This window comes from Brucella sp. NBRC 14130 (assembly GCF_040371715.1).
Classification (GTDB): Bacteria; Pseudomonadota; Alphaproteobacteria; order Rhizobiales; family Rhizobiaceae; genus Brucella; species Brucella intermedia.
In genome coordinates this window covers 1-18,427 of the sequence record NZ_BAABTE010000002.1, presented here as the reverse complement: position 1 = coordinate 18,427, position 18,427 = coordinate 1, and the positions used below count along the sequence as shown (strand labels likewise).

Genomic DNA, 18,427 nt, shown 5'->3' with positions numbered 1-18,427 from the left:
TACGAGATTGAATCCAGCCAGTCGCTTTTTAACTGAAGCCTCCGCAATTGCGCAACTGCGCGGCGTAACGATTGGCCATTGATTGGGCGCGTTTTGCGCCATTGAGCGCCGTTGCATTCCCCCGCCAGGCGCCGCGTGCATAACCGCCATGGCCGGAATAGTAGGCGAGATACAGGCTATAGGCATCCCCACGATTGATCCCGTTCTTCAGATAGCTCTGGTAGTGATACCATCCGATGAAGTGGACCGCGTCCGCAAAATTGGTGCGCGATGCCGTCCAGCGACCGGTTTCGCGCTTGTAGCGGTCCCAGGTGCCATTCAGCGCCTGCGAATAGCCGTAGGCGCTGGAAGCCCGCTTCCACGGGATGATCCAGAGAATCTTGGTGCGCGGCGGCCGCGCATAGGGCTGGAAGCCGGATTCCGTATAGATCGTCGCCATCAGAACAGGAACCGGAACGCCGAACTCGCGTGAAACCCGCGTAGCGGCCGTCTGCCAGTTATTGAACCAACCGTCGCGTTGATCGAAGACCGCGCATACATTGTTGACCTGCCGTGGGGCGGTCGCGCAGCCTCCAAGGATCACGAGCGCGACGAGAAACAAAACGCGCATCATGGAAAACCTCGTCTCTTTGCAAAGATTGATAAAGCGTAAAAATTAAGAAGACCTTTCTAACGAGAGGTTGCCCCCTACCCGCCGCTTCAAACCCCTGTGAGAAACAAACAAGAGCCGCATCCAATGCGGACGCGGCTCGAGCTGTGGACAAGTGTGGATAACTATGGGGATAGTTCATTTTCAAATGAATAAGACGGTTCCGCTGAAACCGGTCTTCACCTGCGCCCCTGACGCTCCTGCCGTAACCGTGCCCAATATTCCAGGCGCTTGCGAATATCCCGTTCGAAGCCGCGCTCCGGCGGATCGTAGAATTTCTGCCTTCCCATGCTTTCCGGAAAATAATCCTGCCCCGAAAAAGCATCGGGCTGATCATGGTCATAGGCGTAGCCCTCGCCATAGCCCTCATTCTTCATCAGCTTGGTTGGCGCGTTGAGGATATGCTTCGGGGGCAGAAGCGAACCATTTTCCTTGGCTGCACGCATAGAGGCTTTATAGGCCATATAAACCGCATTCGACTTCGGGGCGGTCGCAAGGTAAACGCAGGCCTGCGCCAGCGCGAGTTCGCCTTCCGGTGACCCCAGATAATCATAGGCATCCTTGGCGGCATTGCAGATGACCAGGGCTTGCGGATCGGCAAGGCCGATATCTTCCACCGCCATACGCACAAGCCGTCGGCCGAGATAGAGCGGATCCTCGCCCGCATCGAACATACGCGAAAGATAATAGAGCGCCGCGTCGGGGTCCGATCCGCGAACGGATTTATGCAGCGCCGAAATCAGATTGTAATGCCCGTCCTGCCCCTTGTCGTAAACTGGAGCACGGCGCTGCACGACATCCTGTAATTTTTCTGCCGTAAACACTTCATCCGGACGGGCAGCGCGCCAGACTTCCTCGGCAAGCGTCAGCGCTGCGCGTCCGTCTCCATCAGCCATGCGGATGAGACTGGCCCGTGCTTCTTCGTCCAGTGGCAGCGGGCGTTCTTCCTGCTCCTCGGCGCGGGTTAGAAGTGTCGCGATGCTCTCGCCGTCATGCGGATGGAAGGTCAGCACCCTCGCCCGGGATAAAAGAGCGGCATTGAGTTCGAAAGACGGGTTCTCTGTCGTGGCGCCGATCAGGATTACGGTGCCGTCTTCCATGACCGGCAGAAAACTATCCTGCTGTGCGCGATTGAAGCGATGAATTTCGTCCACGAAAAGCAACGTTTGACGCCCGGACATACGACGTGCGCGCGCAGCTTCAAAAACCTTCTTGAGATCGGCAACGCCGGAAAAGATTGCCGAAATCTGTTCGAACGCCAGATCGGTCTCTCCGGCTAGCAACCGAGCAACCGTCGTCTTGCCGGTTCCCGGTGGCCCCCAGAAGATCATGGAGCCGAGCGACCCGGATGCGATCATGCGCGTCAGCACACCTTCAGGCCCTGTCAGATGTTCCTGCCCGGTCACTTCCGACAGATGTCTAGGACGCAGACGGTCAGCAAGCGGACGGTTCCGGTCCGCGTTCGGGTCTGCCGCTGCTGAGAAAAGATCGCTCATTCAATTGCTCTATCAAAAGACCATACCGCTTCAGGCATAATGCGGCCCGAAGCGGCATGCAACTTTTAGCGATCTGTCGGTATCGGTTTAACGCACAAACTGGCGCAACAGCATTCCGTTACGCTCCACCTCAAGCCGCCAGGCGAGACCGCGCCCCGCTTCCAGAATCGCGGTCAGATCTCCCACGGTCCGGATGGAGTTTCCGTTGATGCTGCGAACGATATCACCGGGACGCAAGCCGAGCCTTGCCGCCGGAGACCCGGAATAGACCTCAACGACCGCCACACCCTGACTGTCGCGCTTGAGGCGCAATTTTGCAGCGGTCGAAGGCGTGAGTTCAAGCACCGATGCACCAGCAAAGGGATTGTCGCCTTCGATAACCTGCGGCGCGGTTTCCTTGACCGCTGGCGCTTTGGAGAGCTTCACCGGGATGGTCTGATTTTTTCCGTTCCTCATGATTTCGATCGACACGGTGTTACCAATACCGGCCGTCGAAAGACGATAACCAAGAACGTCCTGGTTATCGACGCGGACGCCCTGGACGGACAAAACCACATCGCCGATTTTCAGCCCGGCGGTCTCAGCCGGTCCGCCTTTTGCGACTGCCGTGATCAAGGCCCCGTATGGCTTCTCCATACCGAGGCCTTCGGCCAGATCGGCGGTCACGCCCTGGAAAGTCGCGCCGATATAGGGGCGCTCGAAACTCGTGCTGCCATTCTGCGCAGCCTCGACAACGGCGCGAACCATGTTCGACGGAATCGCGAAGCCGATCCCAACCGAGCCGCCGGAACGCGAATAGATCGCGGTGTTGATCCCGATCAGGCGCCCGCGCATGTCGATCAGCGCACCGCCCGAATTGCCGGGATTGATGGCAGCATCGGTCTGGATGAAGAAATCGAAATCGGAAATCCCAACCTGAGTGCGCGATTGCGCGGAAACTATACCGCTCGTCACCGTCTGGCCCACGCCGAAGGGATTGCCAATCGCAAGCACCAGATCGCCGACTTCCACGTCATCAGAGTTACCGAGGCCGAGAACTGGAAACTTGTCCTTGGCTTCGATTTTCAGAACGGCAAGATCAGTGGTTTCGTCACGCAGAAGCAGCTTGCTTTCAAACTCGCGCCCATCCGACAGGGCGACCTTGATTTCATCCGCATCCTTGATGACGTGGTTGTTCGTCACCACGATGCCCGAACTCTCGACGATCACCCCGGAACCGAGCGATTGCTGGATGCGCGGCTTGCTTTCGCCAAACTGCCGTCCAAAAAACTGCTCGAAGAAAGGATCGCCCGCAAAGGGCGAACGCGCCTGCACCTGACGAGCGGCATAGACGTTCACAACAGCCGGCGTCGTTTCCTTCACAAGCGGAGCGAAGGACAACTGCATGTCGGCCCGGTTGAGCGGTATCTGTTTCTGTGGCGCCGCGGGCGCATCCTGCGCCATGGCAGAAGGAACAGCCAGACCGACCGATGCCAGCACGAGACCCAATATGCTTAAACGTCGCCAATTCATGCACATACTCCGCACTTATCAAGGTCTGCCGCTTCCACGAAGGAAGCAAGACTCGGGTGTTGAATGTAGTCAACTGAACGCAAGGATAAAGGGCCACATTGTGACCTGGAGCCATAAACCGTCGGTTTTTGGCGCATGCTGCCCCGCAAAAAAACATGAACGGTCAAGAACGCAAACAAAAAGGGCCGCACAAGGCGGCCCTTTGATTGATCAGAAATCAGCGCAGATTATGCTGCGTCTGCTTCCGCAGCCTGTTCGGCTTCGACGCGGGCGCGGTCAGCCTTGCCCTTTGCATCGACGTCGCGTTCCACGAATTCGACAACTGCCAGAGGCGCATTGTCGCCAGCGCGGAAGCCAGCCTTCATGATGCGGATGTAGCCACCGTTGCGGGTCGCATAGCGAGCAGCCAGCGTATCGAACAGCTTTGCGACGAGCTTGACGTCGCGAATAGCCGAGATAGCCTGACGGCGGGCATGCAGATCGCCGCGCTTGCCGAGCGTGACAAGCTTTTCAACGATCGGGCGAATTTCCTTAGCTTTTGGAAGCGTCGTCACAATCTGCTCGTGTTCGATAAGCGAAGCAGCCATGTTGGCGAACATCGCCTTGCGGTGCGAGGCAGTGCGGTTCAGCTTACGGTATCCGTTACCGTGACGCATGAGCCTTCTCCTTAATTAGTTCTAGCCGGATAGCCGGTCTTAATATTGGTCTTCGTAGCGCTTTGCGAGATCTTCGATATTTTCCGGCGGCCAGGACGGGATTTCCATACCGAGATGGAGACCCATCGATGCCAGAACTTCCTTGATCTCGTTGAGCGACTTGCGGCCGAAATTCGGAGTCCGCAGCATCTCGGCTTCCGTCTTCTGGATCAGATCACCGATGTAGACGATGTTGTCGTTCTTCAGGCAGTTTGCCGAACGGACGGACAGTTCGAGTTCGTCCACCTTCTTGAGCAGAGCCGGGTTGAAAGCCAGTTCCGCAACCTGTTCCTGCGGAGCTTCCTTCTGCGGCTCTTCGAAGTTGACGAAGATCGCCAGCTGGTCCTGGAGAATACGAGCAGCGTATGCCACTGCGTCTTCACCGCTGACCGAGCCGTTTGTCTCGATGTTCAGCGTCAGCTTGTCATAATCAAGAACCTGACCTTCACGGGTGTTCTCGATCTTGTACGACACCTTGCGAACCGGGGAATACAGGCTGTCGACCGGGATAAGCCCGATCGGAGCGTCTTCCGCGCGGTTGCGGTCGGCAGGCACATAGCCCTTGCCGGTGTTGACGGTGAATTCCATGCGGATTTCAGCGCCTTCGTCCAGCGTGCAGATGACGTGATCCGGGTTCAGGATCTCGACATCGCCGACAGTCTGAATGTCGCCAGCCGTAACAACGCCTGGGCCTTCCTTGCGGACGACCATGCGCTTCGGGCCCTCGCCTTCCATGCGGATGGCGATTTCCTTGACGTTCAGAACGATATCCGTAACGTCTTCGCGGACGCCCGGGATCGAAGAGAATTCATGCAGAACGCCATCGATCTGAATGGCGGTCACGGCAGCGCCGCGAAGCGACGACAGAAGCACGCGACGCAGGGCATTGCCGAGCGTCAGACCGAAGCCGCGTTCCAGCGGTTCAGCAACGACGGTTGCATGCGTGCGGGAGCCGTTGGTGATGAAATCGACCTTGTTCGGCTTGATAAGTTCCTGCCAGTTCTTCTGGATCATGTGAGTATCCCTCTATCAATCGTCGCTACTATCCTATCGTAGCGATCAAGTGAAGAAACCGCAGAGGAGCCCCGAACTTCAAAAGCCCGAGGCTCATACGGCATGTGAACGAGGATTAGACCCGGCGCTTCTTGCGCGGACGGCAACCGTTGTGCGGGATCGGCGTAACATCGCGGATCGACGTGATCACAAAGCCGGCAGCCTGAAGGGCGCGCAGCGCGGATTCACGGCCAGAGCCCGGTCCGCAAACCTCGACTTCGAGGGAGCGCATGCCATGTTCCTGTGCCTTCTTGGCGCAGTCTTCGGCAGCGATCTGAGCGGCAAACGGGGTCGACTTGCGCGAACCCTTGAAACCCTGAGCACCGGCAGACGACCAGGCAATCGCATTGCCCTGAGCATCCGTAATGGTGATCATGGTGTTGTTGAACGTCGAATTTACGTGGGCAACGCCCGACGAGATGTTTTTACGCTCGCGACGGCGAACGCGCGTGGCTTCCTTGGCCATGACAGTCCTTTCAATCGATCTCTACACCGCCGTAATTCCAGCGGCTACACCGGTCCTCAAGAAAGGACCAGCATCAAACCCAACCGGCGCACCGGAAGGGCTCGACGGAACATGCGTCCCGTCGAAATTACTTCTTCTTGCCTGCGATTGCCTTCGCCGGACCCTTGCGGGTGCGTGCGTTGGTGTGCGTGCGCTGGCCGCGAACCGGCAGCGAACGACGATGACGCAGACCGCGGTAGCAGCCCAGATCCATCAGGCGCTTGATATTCATCGAAACTTCACGACGCAGGTCACCTTCGACCTGGTAGTCGGCATCGATTGCTTCGCGGATCTGAAGGACTTCAGCATCCGACAGCTGGTTAACGCGACGATCGTCAGCAATGCCGACCTTCGTTACGATTTCCCGAGCAAATTTCGGTCCGATCCCGTGGATGTACTGAAGCGCAATAACAACGCGCTTGTTCGTCGGGATGTTGACGCCAGCGATACGTGCCACGTCTGTTCTCCTTGAGTTATAAAAATTTCCATCTGGCAGATGCGATCAACCAGACAGCATTAAATGACCGGTACCGGCCTCTTTCGATTTCCGCCGATACCCGCCATTCAAAACCAGTTGAAGTGGCGCAGTCTTTGACGGAATCGCCCGAAAAAGTCAACTCTTAACTGTCCGTAAAGCCATCAAACCGGCCTGACAGGCAATTCAAGCAACTTCTGGAAGCAATAAACGGGCAGAAAACGCTTCACGCATTCCCTGCCCGTATTGGAACAAGGCTTCTTCAAGCCTCATCAATTTTTACGCCGGAACGAGAATTCTCTCGATTTCGGCGGTAACTTCTTCAACCGGCGCCATGCCATTGATGACGCGCAGTTCACCGGTTCCCGCATAATAGCTAGAAAGCGGCGCTGTCTTTTCGCGGTATTCCACGAGACGCTTGCGGAAAGCTTCGGGATTGTCGTCCGAACGGACCTGACCACCCTTGGCGATCGTCTCGTTCACGCGGCTCTCCATCCGCTTGACCAGGGCATTCTCGTCAACCTTCAGCTCGATCACTGCATCGAGCTTGAGGCCCTTGCCTGCCAACATGGTTCCCAGAGCCTGGGCTTGCGGCACCGTGCGAGGGTAACCGTCAAGGATGAACCCGTTCGCGCAATCCGGAGCATCGATGCGCTCCGATACGATCTGGTTCACGATCTCGTCGGAAACCAGTTGCCCGGCGTCCATCACGGCCTTGGCGCGCTTCCCGATCTCGCTCTGCTGGGCGACTGCTGCACGCAGCATGTCGCCGGTCGAGAGCTGAGGAATTCCATGCTTCTTGGTAAGAAGTCCAGCCTGCGTCCCCTTACCTGCTCCGGGCGGCCCAAGAAGTATCAGTCTCATTTATTGCGTTTCCCACCTCTGAGTTTGGACTTCTTGATCAACCCTTCATACTGATGGGCGATCAGATGCCCCTGAATTTGCGCAACCGTGTCGAGCGTCACGCTCACAACGATCAGCAGCGAGGTGCCACCAAGATAGAAGGGCACACCGGTTGCGGAAATCAGGAATTCCGGCAGGAGACAGACAAGCACGATATAGATGGCGCCGACAACAGTGATACGTGTCAGCACATAGTCTATGTATTCGGCGGTGCGCTCACCCGGACGAATGCCCGGAATAAAGCCGGAATGCTTCTTGAGCTGGTCAGCGGTGTCCTTGGGATTGAACACAATGGCCGTATAGAAGAAGCAGAAGAATGCCATCAATGCAGCATAGAACAGCATGTAGAGCGGCTGTCCGTGACCAAGCGCATTGAGAATGGTCGTCGCCCAGGCAGGCATTTCCGTCGTGTTGGCGAAGCCGGCAACAGTCGCAGGCAGAAGCAGCAGCGACGAAGCGAAAATCGGAGGAATAACGCCTGCAGTATTGAGCTTCAGCGGCAGATGCGAAGTGTCGCCCTGGAACATGCGATTGCCGACCTGACGCTTCGGATACTGGATCAGAAGACGACGCTGCGCACGTTCGACGAAAACGATGACCGCAATCAGCACGATAGCAAGAATGATGACGCCCAGAATAAGGCCCGTCGACAGCGCGCCGGTACGGCCGAGTTCCAGTGTACCGGAAATTGCGTGCGGCAGATTTGCGACGATACCAGAGAAGATGATCAGCGAAATACCGTTGCCGATACCGCGCGCAGTGATCTGCTCGCCGAGCCACATCAGGAACATCGTGCCACCCACAAGGGTAATCACCGACGAGACCATGAAGAAAGGTCCGGGGCTGGTAACGATGCCGTTACCGGACTGCAAACCGACCGAAATCGCGTAGGCCTGAACAAGCGCCAGAAGCACCGTGCCGTAACGCGTGTACTGATTGATGATCTTGCGACCCGCCTCGCCTTCCTTCTTCAGCGCTTCAAGCGACGGCACAACGGACGTCATGAGCTGCACGATAATGGAGGCAGAGATATAAGGCATGATGCCGAGCGCGAAAATGGCCATACGGCCCACGGCGCCACCGGCAAACATGTTGAAGAGCCCGAGCACACCTTGGCTATGCTGCTGGAAAGCCTGCGCAAGCGCGTCAGGATTGATGCCGGGAAGCGGAATATAGGTGCCGAACCGGTATACGAGCAAAGCACCCAGCGTGAACCAGATGCGCTTCTTGAGTTCTTCTGCCTTCGAGAAAGCCGAAAAATTGAGATTGGAAACTAGCTGTTCAGCAGCCGATGCCATTAAATTTCTCCGGTGAAAAGTCTCCGGTCCTCCGCCCCCGTCAGCGCAATCTATAGCGGTCGCGCCTCGAGACTAAAAAGACCCTACCCAGATATGCGCATTGGCATAAATGTGCAAGCGGCGGCACTAAGGCCGCCGCTTTTTATTTTTGTATCGAAGCCTTATTCGGCAGCGGCTTCAGGAAGCTTGATGCTACCGCCGGCTTTTTCGATCTTTTCAACCGCAGCCTTGGAAGCACCGGCGACCTCGAAGGCAACCTTTGCCTTCAGTTCGCCGTCCGAAAGGATGCGAACGCCGTCCTTGGCGCGACGAATCACGCCGGCAGCCTTCAGCGAATCGAGGTTCACAACAGCCTTGGCGTCGAGCTTGCCTGCATCGATAGCGGCCTGAATACGGCCGAGCGACACAACGTTGAAGCTCTTTGCAAAGATGTTGGTGAAGCCGCGCTTCGGCAGACGGCGGTAGATTGGCATCTGGCCGCCTTCGAAGCCATTGATCGAAACGCCCGAACGGGACTTCTGACCCTTGACGCCGCGACCACCGGTCTTGCCGGTGCCCGAACCGATACCGCGACCAACGCGCTTGCGCGCCTTGACCGAACCTGGCTTGTCACGCAGATCGTTGAGTTTCATATCTCTATCTCCCTGCGCTATCACGCCTCGTCCACAACGCGAACGAGGTGTGGAAGCTTGGCGATCATGCCACGGACTGCCGGAGTATCTTCCAGCGTGCTGCGGCGGTGCATTTTATTAAGACCCAGACCGATCAGCGTTGCGCGCTGCTCGGCTGGACGACGGATTGGGCTTCCGATCTGCTCGACCGTAACCGTCTTGCCCTTCTTCTCAGCCATCACTCAAATCCCTTGTCTATGGCGTATCCGGTGGCCTGAGCGGCCCCGGACGAACACAAACTATCGGCTATTCTTCCGAACCGACCACATCATGGCGGCGAGCCTGAAGGGTCGAGTACTTGATGCCGCGCTGTGCAGCGATGTCCTTCGGATGCATCTGATGCTTCAGAGCATCGAACGTCGCACGAACCATGTTGTAAGGGTTCGACGAACCGAGCGACTTGGCGACAACGTCCTGAACGCCGAGCGTTTCGAACACTGCACGCATCGGACCACCGGCGATGATACCCTTACCAGCAGGAGCTGCGCGAAGCAGAACCTTACCGGCGCCGTGACGGCCTTCAACATCGTGATGCAGCGTACGGCCCGAACGCAGCGGTACGAAGATCATGTCGCGCTTAGCGGCTTCGGTAGCCTTGCGGATAGCTTCCGGCACTTCACGTGCCTTGCCATGACCGAAGCCTACGCGGCCCTTCTGATCGCCAACAACGACGAGCGCAGCAAAACCGAAGCGACGGCCGCCCTTGACGACCTTGGCAACACGGTTGATGTGAACGAGCTTATCGACGAATTCGCTGTCGCGCTCCTCACGGCCGCGATCTTCGCGGTTACGTTCTCTCTGTGCCATATCCTGATTTCCTTTTTCTTTTCCGGAAGCACAAATGCTAATTAGAAGCTGAGGCCGCTTTCGCGAGCAGCTTCGGCGAGAGCCTTCACACGGCCGTGGTAAATGAATGCACCACGGTCGAACACTACGTCCTTGACGCCAGCCTTGACGGCACGCTCAGCAACCAGCTTGCCAACGGCAGCGGCTGCTGCGGAGTCGGCACCGGTCTTGAGCTTGCCCTTGAGGTCGCCATCGAGGGTCGAAGCGGCCGCAAGCGTAACGCCGCGGACGTCGTCGATGATCTGGGCGTAGATGTTCTTGGAAGAACGGTGCACGCTGAGACGCGGACGGCCATTGGCGACAGCCTTGACCTGGCGGCGTACACGAGCAGCGCGACGCTGCAAAGTTTCTTTTGGCGATGCCATGACGCGCTTCCCTTACTTCTTCTTGCCTTCTTTGCGGACGATCTTCTCGCCAGCATACTTGACGCCCTTGCCCTTGTAAGGCTCGGGGCCCCGATATTCGCGGATCTCAGCCGCGACCTGACCGACCTGCTGCTTGTCGATACCCGAAACGACGATTTCCGTCGGCTTCGGAACAGCAACAGTAATGCCAGCAGGCACGTCGTAGACCACTTCGTGGCTGAAGCCGAGCGAAAGCTGCAGGTTCTTGCCCTGCATGGCAGCGCGGTAACCGACGCCGCTGATTTCGAGCTTCTTTTCAAAGCCGTCCTTCACGCCAACAAAAATGTTGGAGATCATAGTGCGGGACATGCCCCACTTCGAACGAGCTTCCTTCGACTGGTCGCGTGGATCGACACTTACAGCGCCGTCTTCCATCTTGACCAGAACTTCATCGTGCACGACGAAGGAGAGTTCACCCTTCGCGCCCTTTGCCTTGACGATCTGCCCATCAACACTGGCGGTCACGCCTGCCGGGACCGGCACGGGTTTTTTACCGATACGAGACATTTTGATACCTGTCTTTTATCTGTTCGCTGTCAACCGCATCAGAAGATGCGGCAGAGCAGCTCACCACCAACGTTTTGTTCACGGGCTTCATGATCCGCCATCACGCCCTTCGGCGTGGAGAGGATCGAGATGCCGAGGCCGTTCGCGACCTGCGGGATCGACTTGACCGACACGTAAACGCGACGGCCAGGCTTCGATACGCGGCTGATCTCACGGATAACCGGAACACCTTCGTAGTACTTCAGTTCAATTTCGATCTCGGCCTTGCCGTTCACGAATTCACTCTGCGTGTATCCGCGGATGTAGCCTTCAGACTGAAGGACATCCAGAACGCGAGCGCGCAGCTTGGAAGCCGGGGTCGTAACCTTGGTCTTCTTGCGGCCTACTGCGTTGCGAATACGGGTCAGCATATCGCCGATAGGATCTGACACAGACATATGCTACTCCTTACCAGCTCGACTTGACGATGCCCGGTACCTGACCGAGCGAACCCAACTGACGGAGCGCGATACGCGACATCTTCAGTTTACGGTAGTAACCACGCGGACGGCCCGAAACTTCGCAACGATTGCGAATACGAACCTTCGATGAATTGCGCGGCAGTTCGGCAAGCCGGATGGTGGCGCGGAAGCGCTCTTCCAGCGGAAGGCCCTGATCCATTACGATCGCCTTCAGACGTGCACGCTTGCCAGCGTGACGCTTAACCAACTTTTCGCGGCGCTTGTTTTTTTCGACTGCGCTAGTCTTGGCCATATTAATATACCTCGCTACGCTTGCCGTTACTGCCGGAAGGGGAAGTTGAATGCACGCAGAAGAGCGCGCGCTTCATCATCCGTCTTGGCGGTCGTGCAAACGATGATGTCCATGCCCCAGATCTGATCAACCTTATCGTAGTTGATTTCCGGAAACACGATGTGCTCCTTGATGCCCATGGCATAGTTGCCGCGGCCGTCAAAGCTCTTCGGGTTCAGGCCGCGGAAGTCGCGGACGCGAGGAAGAGCGATCGTGACAAGACGATCAAGGAATTCGTACATGCGGTCCTGGCGAAGGGTAACCTTCGTGCCGATCGGCATGCCCTCACGCAACTTGAACGTTGCGATCGAGTTACGGGCGCGGGTCACGACGGCCTTCTGGCCGGCGATCTGGCTGAGGTCTTCAGCAGCAACCGCAGGCTTCTTGGAATCGCCAGTGGCTTCGCCAACGCCCATGTTGAGGACAACCTTGGTGATGCGCGGAATCTGCATCTCGTTGTCGTATTTGAATTCTTCAAGCAGAGCCTTACGAATGTTTTCATTGTAAAGCTTCTTGAAGCGGGGAAGTGCCTTAGCTTCAGCCATCGATCAGCGCTCCAGAACGTTTTGCGACACGAACCTTCTTGCCGTCCTCGACGCGGAAACCGACGCGAGTCGGCTTGCCGTCCTTGGGGTCAGCAATTGCCAGGTTGGACAGGTGGATCGGCGCTTCCTTGGAGATAATGCCGGCTTCCTGGGTCTGGGTCTGACGCTGATGGCGCTTTACAATGTTGATACCGCGAACGAGCGCCTGCTCATCCTTCGGCATAACCTTGAGAACTTCGCCCTTACGGCCCTTGTCCTTACCGGACAGCACGACAACGCTGTCGCCTTTGCGAATCTTCTGCATCGTCTTGCTTCCTTACAGAACTTCCGGAGCCAGCGAGATGATCTTCATGTGGTTCTTTGCGCGGAGTTCGCGCGGAACCGGTCCGAAGATACGCGTGCCGATTGGCTCTTTCTTGTTATCGATGAGAACGGCTGCATTGTTATCGAAACGAATAACGCTGCCGTCCGGACGACGGATGTCCTTGGCGGTGCGTACAACAACCGCCTTCATCACGTCACCCTTTTTGACGCGGCCGCGCGGAATAGCTTCCTTGATCGACACCACAATGATGTCGCCAACGGAAGCGTAACGCCGCTTCGAGCCGCCCAGCACCTTGATGCACATGACACGACGTGCGCCGGAATTATCCGCCACGTCGAGGTTTGTTTGCATCTGAATCATGACTGGCCGCCTTCTTTCCTCTCAGCTGGTTAAGGGCTCCTGCCCTACCTAAGCTGCGTGTTTATAATTTAGCCTGCTGCTTCGTTCGTCAGAACGACCCAGCGTTTGTCCTTCGAGATCGGAGCCGATTCCTGGATGGAAACGAAATCGCCGACCTTGAACTGGTTGTTTTCGTCATGCGCCTTGTATTTCTTAGACTGACGCACGGTCTTCTGGAGGAGCGGATGCGAATAGCGGCGCTCAACCTTGACCACAACAGTCTTGTCATTCTTGTCGCTGACGACAACGCCCTGCAGAACGCGTTTAGGCATTATATTCTTCCTTATGCCTTGCTTGCGGCCGCCTTCTGGCGGGCAATAGTCTTGATACGCGCGATGTCGCGGCGAACCTGCTTCACGCGCGCGGTTTTTTCGAGCTGGCCGGTGGCCTTCTGAAAGCGCAGGTTGAACTGCTCTTTCTTCAGGGTGCCCAGCTCGTCATTCAGTTGATCGAGGCTCTTCGCCCGAACGTCTGCGGCTTTCATAGTTGCCTCTCTCTTATTCAGCAATGCGCTGGATAAAGCGCGTCTTGATCGGCAACTTTGCGGCGCCGAGTCTGAGGGCTTCGCGTGCCACATCTTCGGGTACGCCGTCAAGCTCAAACATCACGCGACCTGGTGCCACACGGCATGCCCAGTAGTCAACCGAACCCTTACCTTTACCCATACGGACTTCAGTAGGCTTCGAAGTTACCGGCAGGTCCGGGAAGATGCGGATCCACACGCGACCGGCACGCTTCATGTGACGGGTGATCGCGCGGCGGGCCGCTTCGATCTGACGTGCAGTGACGCGTTCCGGCTCAACGGCCTTCAAACCGAATGCACCGAAATTCAGATCCGTGCCGCCTTTCGAGTTGCCGTGAATACGGCCCTTGAACTGCTTGCGGAACTTGGTGCGCTTAGGCTGCATCATTGTTCTCTACTCCAAATTTCTCGCCCGCGGCCCGCTTTTTAAGCGTTTTCGCGGCGGCGGTTCGACGAGGAACCCTGATTGTCACCCTCGACCGCACGACGCTCGGAAGCCATCGGATCGTGTTCAAGGATTTCGCCCTTGAAGACCCAGACCTTCACGCCGCAGATACCATAAGCGGTCTTCGCTTCTGCCGTGCCGTAGTCAATATCGGCGCGCAGCGTATGAAGCGGAACGCGACCTTCACGGTACCATTCCATGCGAGCGATTTCCGCGCCACCCAGACGACCCGAGCAGTTGATACGGATACCTTCGGCTCCAAGACGCATTGCCGACTGAACGGCACGCTTCATGGCGCGACGGAATGCCACACGGCGTTCGAGCTGCTGAGCGATCGACTGGGCGATCAGCGTAGCGTCGATTTCCGGCTTGCGAACTTCAACGATATTGAGCGACGTATCGGCATTGGTCATCTCGGAAAGCTTCTTGCGGAGCTTCTCGATGTCTGCACCCTTCTTGCCGATGATGATGCCCGGACGAGCCGAATGGATCGTCACGCGGCACTTCTTGTGCGGACGCTCGATAACGATCTTGGAGATCGCGGCCTGCTTGAGTTCCTCGGTGAGGAATTCGCGGATCTTGACATCTTCATGCAGCAGCTTGCCGTACTCACCGGTATTCGCGTACCAACGCGAATCCCAGGTGCGGTTAATGCCGAGACGAAGACCGATCGGATTAATCTTCTGACCCATTATGCGGCCTCCCCTTTTTCCGCGACTTCGCGGACAACAATGGTGAGATGCGAAAACGGCTTCTCGATCCGGCTTGCACGGCCACGTCCGCGGACATGGAAGCGCTTCATGACGATCGACTTGCCGACATAAGCTTCGGCGACGATCAGAGCATCGACGTCGAGGTCATGGTTGTTTTCAGCGTTCGCAATTGCGGACTGAAGCGTCTTCTTGACCGTATCGGCGATCCGCTTGCGCGAGAACGTCAGATCGGCAAGTGCCGCATTCACCTTCTTGCCGCGGATCATGCTCGCAACAAGGTTCAGCTTCTGCGGGCTGACGCGCAGCGTGCGGGCAACAGCTTGCGCTTCGTTGTCCTTGAGCTGACGGGGAGCTTTAGCCTTGCCCATCGTTACTTCCTCTTCGACTTCTTGTCCGCGCCGTGACCGTAATAGGTACGCGTAGGCGCGAATTCACCGAACTTGTGTCCGACCATTTCTTCCGAAACCGACACCGGCACATGCTTGTTGCCGTTGTAAACGCCGAAAGTCAGGCCGACAAACTGCGGCAGGATGGTGGAGCGGCGGCTCCACATCTTGATAACTTCATTACGACCGCCTTCGCGTACCTTCTCAGCCTTCTTGAGAAGATAGCCGTCGACAAACGGACCTTTCCAAACTGAACGAGCCACTTCAGACTACCTCTCTTACTTCTTGCGCTGATGGCGCGAACGCATGATGAACTTGTCGGTCGCCTTGTTCGAGCGCGTCTTCTTGCCCTTCGTAGGCTTGCCCCACGGAGTGACAGGGTGACGACCACCCGAGGTACGACCTTCACCACCACCATGCGGGTGATCGACCGGGTTCATTGCAACGCCGCGAACGTGCGGACGCTTGCCACGCCATACCGAACGACCGGCCTTACCGTCGTTGATGTTGCCGTGGTCCGGGTTGGATACTGCACCGACCGAAGCAAAGCAGGCACCTGGAACCAGACGCTGTTCACCGGAATTGAGGCGCAGAATGGCCATGCCCTGATCGCGACCGACGAGCTGTGCGTAGGTGCCAGCCGAACGAGCGATCTGACCGCCCTTGCCCGGCTTCAGCTCGACGTTGTGGATGATCGTGCCAACCGGCATGGAAGCGAGCGGCATTGCGTTGCCCGGCTTCACGTCGACGGAGTTGCCGGCAATAACCTTGTCGCCAACAGCAAGACGCTGCGGAGCCAGGATGTATGCCAGTTCACCGTCTTCATAACGGATCAGCGCGATGAACGCGGTGCGGTTCGGATCGTATTCCAGGCGTTCTACGGTGCCGACAACGTCAAGCTTGCGGCGCTTGAAGTCGATGAAACGGTACGAACGCTTGTGACCGCCGCCCTGAAAGCGGACAGTGATACGACCGGTGTTGTTACGGCCACCCTTCTTGGACAGACCTTCGGTCAGGGACTTGACCGGCTTGCCCTTGTAGAGTTCCGAACGGTCCACGATGACCAGCTGACGCTGGCCTGGCGTGATCGGATTAAAATGCTTGAGTGCCATTGTCTCTTACTCCATGGCCTCTCAGAGACCGGTCGAAACGTCGATGCTCTGGCCTTCGGCCAAAGTAACGATCGCTTTCTTGACGTCGCTCTGGCGCCCGATAAGGCCGCGGAAACGCTTGACCTTACCCTTGCGCACTGCAGTGTTGACTGCGGTAACCTTGACGCCGAACAGCGCTTCGACTGCAGCCTTGATTTCCGGCTTCGTTGCCTTGCGGGCTACGTTGAAGACAACCTGGTTGTGTTCGGAAACCATGGTGGACTTCTCAGTGATAACCGGGCTGACGATCACGTCGTAATGGCGAAGATCAGTCATTTGAAACGCTCCTCGAGGGCTTCGACAGCCGCCTTGGAAAGAACGAGCTTGCCACGGCGAAGGATGTCGTAAACATTGATGCCCTGCACTGGCAGAACGTCGATGTTCGGGATGTTCGAAGCCGCGCGCTGGAAGTTCGCATCGATCTCTGCACCGCCGATGAGGAGTGCGTTTTCGAGACCGAGCTTGGCGAACTGTGAAACAAGCTGCTTCGTCTTGGCTTCCGTGGCAGCCAGATCATCGATAATGATCAGGTCAGATGCCTTTGCCTTTGCAGACAGGGCATGACGCAGGCCAAGAGCGCGAACCTTCTTCGGCAGATCGTGATCGTGCGAACGGACAACCGGTCCGTGAGCCTGACCACCGCCGCGGAACTGCGGTGCGCGAGCCGAATGGTGACGAGCGCGGCCCGTACCCTTCTGCTTGTACATCTTGGCGCCGGTGCGGCTTACGTCGCCACGGCCCTGAGCCTTATGGGAGCCCTGCTGGCGGCGAGCCAGCTGCCAGCGCACGACGCGCTGAAGAATGTCGTCACGCGGGTCCAGGCCGAAGATTTCTTCGTTCAGCTTGACCTTGCCGGCATCCTTGCCTTCAAGAGTGGTAATCGTGAGATCCATTATTCGGCTCCCTCAGTCGCGACAGCTTCAGCCTTCGCGGCACCTGCACGCAGAGCGGCCGGCTTCGGCGCGTTCTCAGGCAGCGAAACCTTTACCGCGTCGCGTACGATGATCCAGGCACCCTTGGAGCCCGGAACCGCACCGCGAACCAGGATCAGGCCGCGATCGCTGTCCGTCGAGACAACTTCAATATTCTGCGTGGTTACGCGGGTCTGGCCCATGTGACCAGCCATCTTCTTGCCCTTGAACACCTTACCCGGGTCCTGACGCTGACCGGTCGAGCCGTGAGCGCGGTGGGTAATGGAGTTACCGTGCGAAGCACGATGGCCACCGAAGTTATGACGCTTCATAACACCGGCAAAGCCCTTACCGATCGAAGTACCCGTCACATCGACCTTCTGGCCGGCGACGAAGTGTTCGGCGGTGATTTCAGCGCCGACTTCGAGGAGGTTATCCGGCGAAACGCGGAATTCCGCGACCTTCGCCTTAGGCTCGACCTCGGCCTTCGCGAAATGACCGCGCATAGCCTTGGACGTGTTCTTTACTTTGGCGATACCAACGCCAAGCTGAACAGCCGTGTAACCGTTCTTTTCAACTGTACGCTGAGCTACCACGTGGCAATTCTCCATGCGGAGAACCGTCACCGGCACATGCTCGCCGGCGTCGTTATAGACGCGGGTCATGCCCAGCTTCTGTGCAATAACACCTGAACGCATCGGGTTCGTTCCTTCCGTCCTCAAGCCGATTAAAGCTTGATCTCGACATCGACACCGGCGGACAGATCGAGCTTCATCAGCGCGTCCACCGTCTGCGGGGTCGGGTCAACGATATCGAGAAGACGCTTGTGCGTGCGCATCTCGAACTGCTCGCGGCTCTTCTTGTCGATGTGCGGCGACCGGTTAACCGTGAACTTCTCGATCCGTGTTGGAAGCGGGATCGGTCCGCGCACATTTGCACCGGTACGCTTGGCAGTCGACACGATTTCCCGCGTCGAAGCGTCAAGGATCCGATGATCAAACGCCTTCAGGCGAATGCGGATGTTTTGACCGTTCATTTCATCTGTTCCTTGTTACGCGGAAACGCCCGCTCTTGAGCGAGCGTTCCTGCACAAACCTTCATTACTCGATGATCGAGGAGACGATGCCTGCACCGACGGTGCGGCCGCCTTCACGGATAGCGAAGCGGAGCTTCTCTTCCATGGCGATCGGCACGATCAGCTGCACGTCCATGGCGACGTTATC

31 protein-coding genes are annotated in these 18,427 nt (G+C 57.4%); all 31 read right to left on the bottom strand.

Annotation, left to right across the window (positions count from 1 at the left end):
- Nucleotides 1-28: 28 nt before the first annotated feature.
- A complete protein-coding gene (locus tag ABWW28_RS03600; RefSeq protein WP_006466997.1) occupies nt 29-613 on the bottom strand; it encodes a transglycosylase SLT domain-containing protein in 585 nt (194 codons plus the stop codon).
- A 215-nt stretch (nt 614-828) separates the two neighbouring features.
- Entirely contained in the window at nt 829-2,145 is a 1,317-nt protein-coding gene (locus ABWW28_RS03595; RefSeq protein ID WP_021585279.1) for a replication-associated recombination protein A, read from the bottom strand.
- Between the two features lie 87 nt (nt 2,146-2,232).
- Entirely contained in the window at nt 2,233-3,657 is a 1,425-nt protein-coding gene (locus tag ABWW28_RS03590; protein ID WP_025089486.1) for a DegQ family serine endoprotease, read from the bottom strand.
- A gap of 227 nt (nt 3,658-3,884) precedes the next feature.
- Complete coding sequence (gene rplQ / locus ABWW28_RS03585) at nt 3,885-4,313, bottom strand: 50S ribosomal protein L17 (RefSeq protein ID WP_006467000.1); 429 nt, start codon at nt 4,311-4,313, stop codon at nt 3,885-3,887.
- A 39-nt stretch (nt 4,314-4,352) separates the two neighbouring features.
- Nucleotides 4,353-5,366, bottom strand: a complete 1,014-nt coding sequence (locus tag ABWW28_RS03580; RefSeq protein ID WP_006467001.1) for a DNA-directed RNA polymerase subunit alpha — start codon at nt 5,364-5,366, stop codon at nt 4,353-4,355.
- A gap of 115 nt (nt 5,367-5,481) precedes the next feature.
- Nucleotides 5,482-5,871: a 30S ribosomal protein S11 gene (rpsK, locus tag ABWW28_RS03575; RefSeq protein WP_002964339.1), complete on the bottom strand. Its 390-nt coding sequence runs from the start codon at nt 5,869-5,871 to the stop codon at nt 5,482-5,484.
- A gap of 127 nt (nt 5,872-5,998) precedes the next feature.
- Nucleotides 5,999-6,367, bottom strand: a complete 369-nt coding sequence (gene rpsM / locus ABWW28_RS03570) for a 30S ribosomal protein S13 (protein ID WP_006467002.1) — start codon at nt 6,365-6,367, stop codon at nt 5,999-6,001.
- A gap of 297 nt (nt 6,368-6,664) precedes the next feature.
- Entirely contained in the window at nt 6,665-7,249 is a 585-nt protein-coding gene (locus ABWW28_RS03565) for an adenylate kinase (RefSeq protein WP_006467003.1), read from the bottom strand.
- Complete coding sequence (secY, locus tag ABWW28_RS03560; RefSeq protein ID WP_006467005.1) at nt 7,246-8,586, bottom strand: preprotein translocase subunit SecY; 1,341 nt, start codon at nt 8,584-8,586, stop codon at nt 7,246-7,248. The genes ABWW28_RS03565 and secY overlap by 4 nt, the downstream gene beginning before the upstream one ends.
- A 161-nt stretch (nt 8,587-8,747) precedes the next feature.
- Nucleotides 8,748-9,218: a 50S ribosomal protein L15 gene (gene rplO, locus ABWW28_RS03555; protein ID WP_002964343.1), complete on the bottom strand. Its 471-nt coding sequence runs from the start codon at nt 9,216-9,218 to the stop codon at nt 8,748-8,750.
- Between the two features lie 20 nt (nt 9,219-9,238).
- Complete coding sequence (gene rpmD, locus ABWW28_RS03550; protein WP_002967737.1) at nt 9,239-9,436, bottom strand: 50S ribosomal protein L30; 198 nt, start codon at nt 9,434-9,436, stop codon at nt 9,239-9,241.
- Nucleotides 9,437-9,503: 67 nt separating this feature from the next.
- Nucleotides 9,504-10,064 (bottom strand): 30S ribosomal protein S5, encoded by a 561-nt coding sequence (gene rpsE / locus ABWW28_RS03545; protein ID WP_006467009.1) that lies wholly within the window; start codon nt 10,062-10,064, stop codon nt 9,504-9,506.
- 41 nt (nt 10,065-10,105) lie between these two features.
- Complete coding sequence (gene rplR, locus ABWW28_RS03540) at nt 10,106-10,468, bottom strand: 50S ribosomal protein L18 (protein WP_006467011.1); 363 nt, start codon at nt 10,466-10,468, stop codon at nt 10,106-10,108.
- 12 nt (nt 10,469-10,480) lie between these two features.
- Nucleotides 10,481-11,014: a 50S ribosomal protein L6 gene (gene rplF / locus ABWW28_RS03535; RefSeq protein ID WP_006467012.1), complete on the bottom strand. Its 534-nt coding sequence runs from the start codon at nt 11,012-11,014 to the stop codon at nt 10,481-10,483.
- Nucleotides 11,015-11,052: 38 nt separating this feature from the next.
- On the bottom strand, nt 11,053-11,451 hold the full coding sequence (gene rpsH, locus ABWW28_RS03530; RefSeq protein WP_006467014.1) for a 30S ribosomal protein S8: 399 nt from the start codon (nt 11,449-11,451) through the stop codon (nt 11,053-11,055).
- Nucleotides 11,452-11,461: 10 nt separating this feature from the next.
- Nucleotides 11,462-11,767, bottom strand: coding sequence for a 30S ribosomal protein S14 (gene rpsN, locus ABWW28_RS03525; RefSeq protein ID WP_006467018.1), 306 nt, complete (start codon nt 11,765-11,767; stop codon nt 11,462-11,464).
- A gap of 26 nt (nt 11,768-11,793) precedes the next feature.
- Complete coding sequence (gene rplE / locus ABWW28_RS03520; protein ID WP_006467019.1) at nt 11,794-12,351, bottom strand: 50S ribosomal protein L5; 558 nt, start codon at nt 12,349-12,351, stop codon at nt 11,794-11,796.
- Nucleotides 12,344-12,655 (bottom strand): 50S ribosomal protein L24, encoded by a 312-nt coding sequence (gene rplX, locus ABWW28_RS03515; RefSeq protein ID WP_006467020.1) that lies wholly within the window; start codon nt 12,653-12,655, stop codon nt 12,344-12,346. The genes rplE and rplX overlap by 8 nt, the downstream gene beginning before the upstream one ends.
- 12 nt (nt 12,656-12,667) lie before the next feature.
- Nucleotides 12,668-13,036: a 50S ribosomal protein L14 gene (rplN, locus tag ABWW28_RS03510; RefSeq protein ID WP_004683923.1), complete on the bottom strand. Its 369-nt coding sequence runs from the start codon at nt 13,034-13,036 to the stop codon at nt 12,668-12,670.
- Nucleotides 13,037-13,104: 68 nt separating this feature from the next.
- Entirely contained in the window at nt 13,105-13,347 is a 243-nt protein-coding gene (rpsQ, locus tag ABWW28_RS03505) for a 30S ribosomal protein S17 (RefSeq protein WP_006467021.1), read from the bottom strand.
- Between the two features lie 11 nt (nt 13,348-13,358).
- Nucleotides 13,359-13,559: a 50S ribosomal protein L29 gene (rpmC, locus tag ABWW28_RS03500; protein ID WP_006467022.1), complete on the bottom strand. Its 201-nt coding sequence runs from the start codon at nt 13,557-13,559 to the stop codon at nt 13,359-13,361.
- A gap of 13 nt (nt 13,560-13,572) precedes the next feature.
- Nucleotides 13,573-13,986, bottom strand: coding sequence for a 50S ribosomal protein L16 (gene rplP / locus ABWW28_RS03495; RefSeq protein WP_006467023.1), 414 nt, complete (start codon nt 13,984-13,986; stop codon nt 13,573-13,575).
- 38 nt (nt 13,987-14,024) lie between these two features.
- Nucleotides 14,025-14,735, bottom strand: a complete 711-nt coding sequence (rpsC, locus tag ABWW28_RS03490; RefSeq protein WP_006467024.1) for a 30S ribosomal protein S3 — start codon at nt 14,733-14,735, stop codon at nt 14,025-14,027.
- Nucleotides 14,735-15,124 carry a 50S ribosomal protein L22 gene (rplV, locus tag ABWW28_RS03485; RefSeq protein ID WP_006467025.1) on the bottom strand — a complete coding sequence of 130 codons (390 nt, stop codon included), beginning with the start codon at nt 15,122-15,124 and terminating at the stop codon, nt 14,735-14,737. The genes rpsC and rplV overlap by 1 nt, the downstream gene beginning before the upstream one ends.
- A 2-nt stretch (nt 15,125-15,126) precedes the next feature.
- Nucleotides 15,127-15,405, bottom strand: coding sequence for a 30S ribosomal protein S19 (rpsS, locus tag ABWW28_RS03480; protein ID WP_006467026.1), 279 nt, complete (start codon nt 15,403-15,405; stop codon nt 15,127-15,129).
- A gap of 15 nt (nt 15,406-15,420) precedes the next feature.
- Nucleotides 15,421-16,254, bottom strand: a complete 834-nt coding sequence (rplB, locus tag ABWW28_RS03475; protein ID WP_006467027.1) for a 50S ribosomal protein L2 — start codon at nt 16,252-16,254, stop codon at nt 15,421-15,423.
- A 21-nt stretch (nt 16,255-16,275) separates the two neighbouring features.
- Nucleotides 16,276-16,569, bottom strand: a complete 294-nt coding sequence (locus ABWW28_RS03470; RefSeq protein ID WP_006467028.1) for a 50S ribosomal protein L23 — start codon at nt 16,567-16,569, stop codon at nt 16,276-16,278.
- Nucleotides 16,566-17,186 (bottom strand): 50S ribosomal protein L4, encoded by a 621-nt coding sequence (gene rplD, locus ABWW28_RS03465; protein WP_006467029.1) that lies wholly within the window; start codon nt 17,184-17,186, stop codon nt 16,566-16,568. The genes ABWW28_RS03470 and rplD overlap by 4 nt, the downstream gene beginning before the upstream one ends.
- Nucleotides 17,186-17,902, bottom strand: a complete 717-nt coding sequence (gene rplC, locus ABWW28_RS03460) for a 50S ribosomal protein L3 (RefSeq protein ID WP_006471643.1) — start codon at nt 17,900-17,902, stop codon at nt 17,186-17,188. Before rplC ends, rplD begins: the two co-directional genes overlap by 1 nt.
- A 29-nt stretch (nt 17,903-17,931) precedes the next feature.
- A complete protein-coding gene (gene rpsJ, locus ABWW28_RS03455; protein ID WP_002964363.1) occupies nt 17,932-18,240 on the bottom strand; it encodes a 30S ribosomal protein S10 in 309 nt (102 codons plus the stop codon).
- 64 nt (nt 18,241-18,304) lie between these two features.
- A partial coding sequence (locus ABWW28_RS03450; RefSeq protein ID WP_459560411.1) for an EF-Tu C-terminal domain-related protein occupies nt 18,305-18,427 on the bottom strand: 123 nt, incomplete at its 5' end.

What these genes read in the sequence shown, in the direction of transcription:
- rplB (WP_006467027.1), bottom strand. Translation starts at nt 16,254, where the DNA reads ATGGCACTCAAGCATTTTAATCCGATCACGCCAGGCCAGCGTCAGCTG.
- rplX (WP_006467020.1), bottom strand. Translation starts at nt 12,655, where the DNA reads ATGCAGAAGATTCGCAAAGGCGACAGCGTTGTCGTGCTGTCCGGTAAG.
- rpsJ (WP_002964363.1), bottom strand. Translation starts at nt 18,240, where the DNA reads ATGAACGGTCAAAACATCCGCATTCGCCTGAAGGCGTTTGATCATCGG.
- ABWW28_RS03580 (WP_006467001.1), bottom strand. Translation starts at nt 5,366, where the DNA reads ATGATCCAGAAGAACTGGCAGGAACTTATCAAGCCGAACAAGGTCGAT.
- ABWW28_RS03565 (WP_006467003.1), bottom strand. Translation starts at nt 7,249, where the DNA reads ATGAGACTGATACTTCTTGGGCCGCCCGGAGCAGGTAAGGGGACGCAG.
- rplC (WP_006471643.1), bottom strand. Translation starts at nt 17,902, where the DNA reads ATGCGTTCAGGTGTTATTGCACAGAAGCTGGGCATGACCCGCGTCTAT.
- rplP (WP_006467023.1), bottom strand. Translation starts at nt 13,986, where the DNA reads ATGATGCAGCCTAAGCGCACCAAGTTCCGCAAGCAGTTCAAGGGCCGT.
- rpsK (WP_002964339.1), bottom strand. Translation starts at nt 5,871, where the DNA reads ATGGCCAAGGAAGCCACGCGCGTTCGCCGTCGCGAGCGTAAAAACATC.
- rplO (WP_002964343.1), bottom strand. Translation starts at nt 9,218, where the DNA reads ATGAAACTCAACGATCTGCGTGACAAGCCAGGTTCGGTCAAGGCGCGC.
- ABWW28_RS03470 (WP_006467028.1), bottom strand. Translation starts at nt 16,569, where the DNA reads ATGACTGATCTTCGCCATTACGACGTGATCGTCAGCCCGGTTATCACT.
- rpsH (WP_006467014.1), bottom strand. Translation starts at nt 11,451, where the DNA reads ATGTCTGTGTCAGATCCTATCGGCGATATGCTGACCCGTATTCGCAAC.
- rpmD (WP_002967737.1), bottom strand. Translation starts at nt 9,436, where the DNA reads ATGGCTGAGAAGAAGGGCAAGACGGTTACGGTCGAGCAGATCGGAAGC.
- ABWW28_RS03600 (WP_006466997.1), bottom strand. Translation starts at nt 613, where the DNA reads ATGATGCGCGTTTTGTTTCTCGTCGCGCTCGTGATCCTTGGAGGCTGC.
- ABWW28_RS03590 (WP_025089486.1), bottom strand. Translation starts at nt 3,657, where the DNA reads ATGAATTGGCGACGTTTAAGCATATTGGGTCTCGTGCTGGCATCGGTC.
- rpmC (WP_006467022.1), bottom strand. Translation starts at nt 13,559, where the DNA reads ATGAAAGCCGCAGACGTTCGGGCGAAGAGCCTCGATCAACTGAATGAC.
- rpsN (WP_006467018.1), bottom strand. Translation starts at nt 11,767, where the DNA reads ATGGCCAAGACTAGCGCAGTCGAAAAAAACAAGCGCCGCGAAAAGTTG.
- rplD (WP_006467029.1), bottom strand. Translation starts at nt 17,186, where the DNA reads ATGGATCTCACGATTACCACTCTTGAAGGCAAGGATGCCGGCAAGGTC.
- rplF (WP_006467012.1), bottom strand. Translation starts at nt 11,014, where the DNA reads ATGTCTCGTATCGGTAAAAAACCCGTGCCGGTCCCGGCAGGCGTGACC.
- rplQ (WP_006467000.1), bottom strand. Translation starts at nt 4,313, where the DNA reads ATGCGTCACGGTAACGGATACCGTAAGCTGAACCGCACTGCCTCGCAC.
- ABWW28_RS03595 (WP_021585279.1), bottom strand. Translation starts at nt 2,145, where the DNA reads ATGAGCGATCTTTTCTCAGCAGCGGCAGACCCGAACGCGGACCGGAAC.
- rplV (WP_006467025.1), bottom strand. Translation starts at nt 15,124, where the DNA reads ATGGGCAAGGCTAAAGCTCCCCGTCAGCTCAAGGACAACGAAGCGCAA.
- rplE (WP_006467019.1), bottom strand. Translation starts at nt 12,351, where the DNA reads ATGGCTGAAGCTAAGGCACTTCCCCGCTTCAAGAAGCTTTACAATGAA.
- rplR (WP_006467011.1), bottom strand. Translation starts at nt 10,468, where the DNA reads ATGGCATCGCCAAAAGAAACTTTGCAGCGTCGCGCTGCTCGTGTACGC.
- secY (WP_006467005.1), bottom strand. Translation starts at nt 8,586, where the DNA reads ATGGCATCGGCTGCTGAACAGCTAGTTTCCAATCTCAATTTTTCGGCT.
- rpsQ (WP_006467021.1), bottom strand. Translation starts at nt 13,347, where the DNA reads ATGCCTAAACGCGTTCTGCAGGGCGTTGTCGTCAGCGACAAGAATGAC.
- rpsC (WP_006467024.1), bottom strand. Translation starts at nt 14,735, where the DNA reads ATGGGTCAGAAGATTAATCCGATCGGTCTTCGTCTCGGCATTAACCGC.
- rplN (WP_004683923.1), bottom strand. Translation starts at nt 13,036, where the DNA reads ATGATTCAGATGCAAACAAACCTCGACGTGGCGGATAATTCCGGCGCA.
- rpsE (WP_006467009.1), bottom strand. Translation starts at nt 10,064, where the DNA reads ATGGCACAGAGAGAACGTAACCGCGAAGATCGCGGCCGTGAGGAGCGC.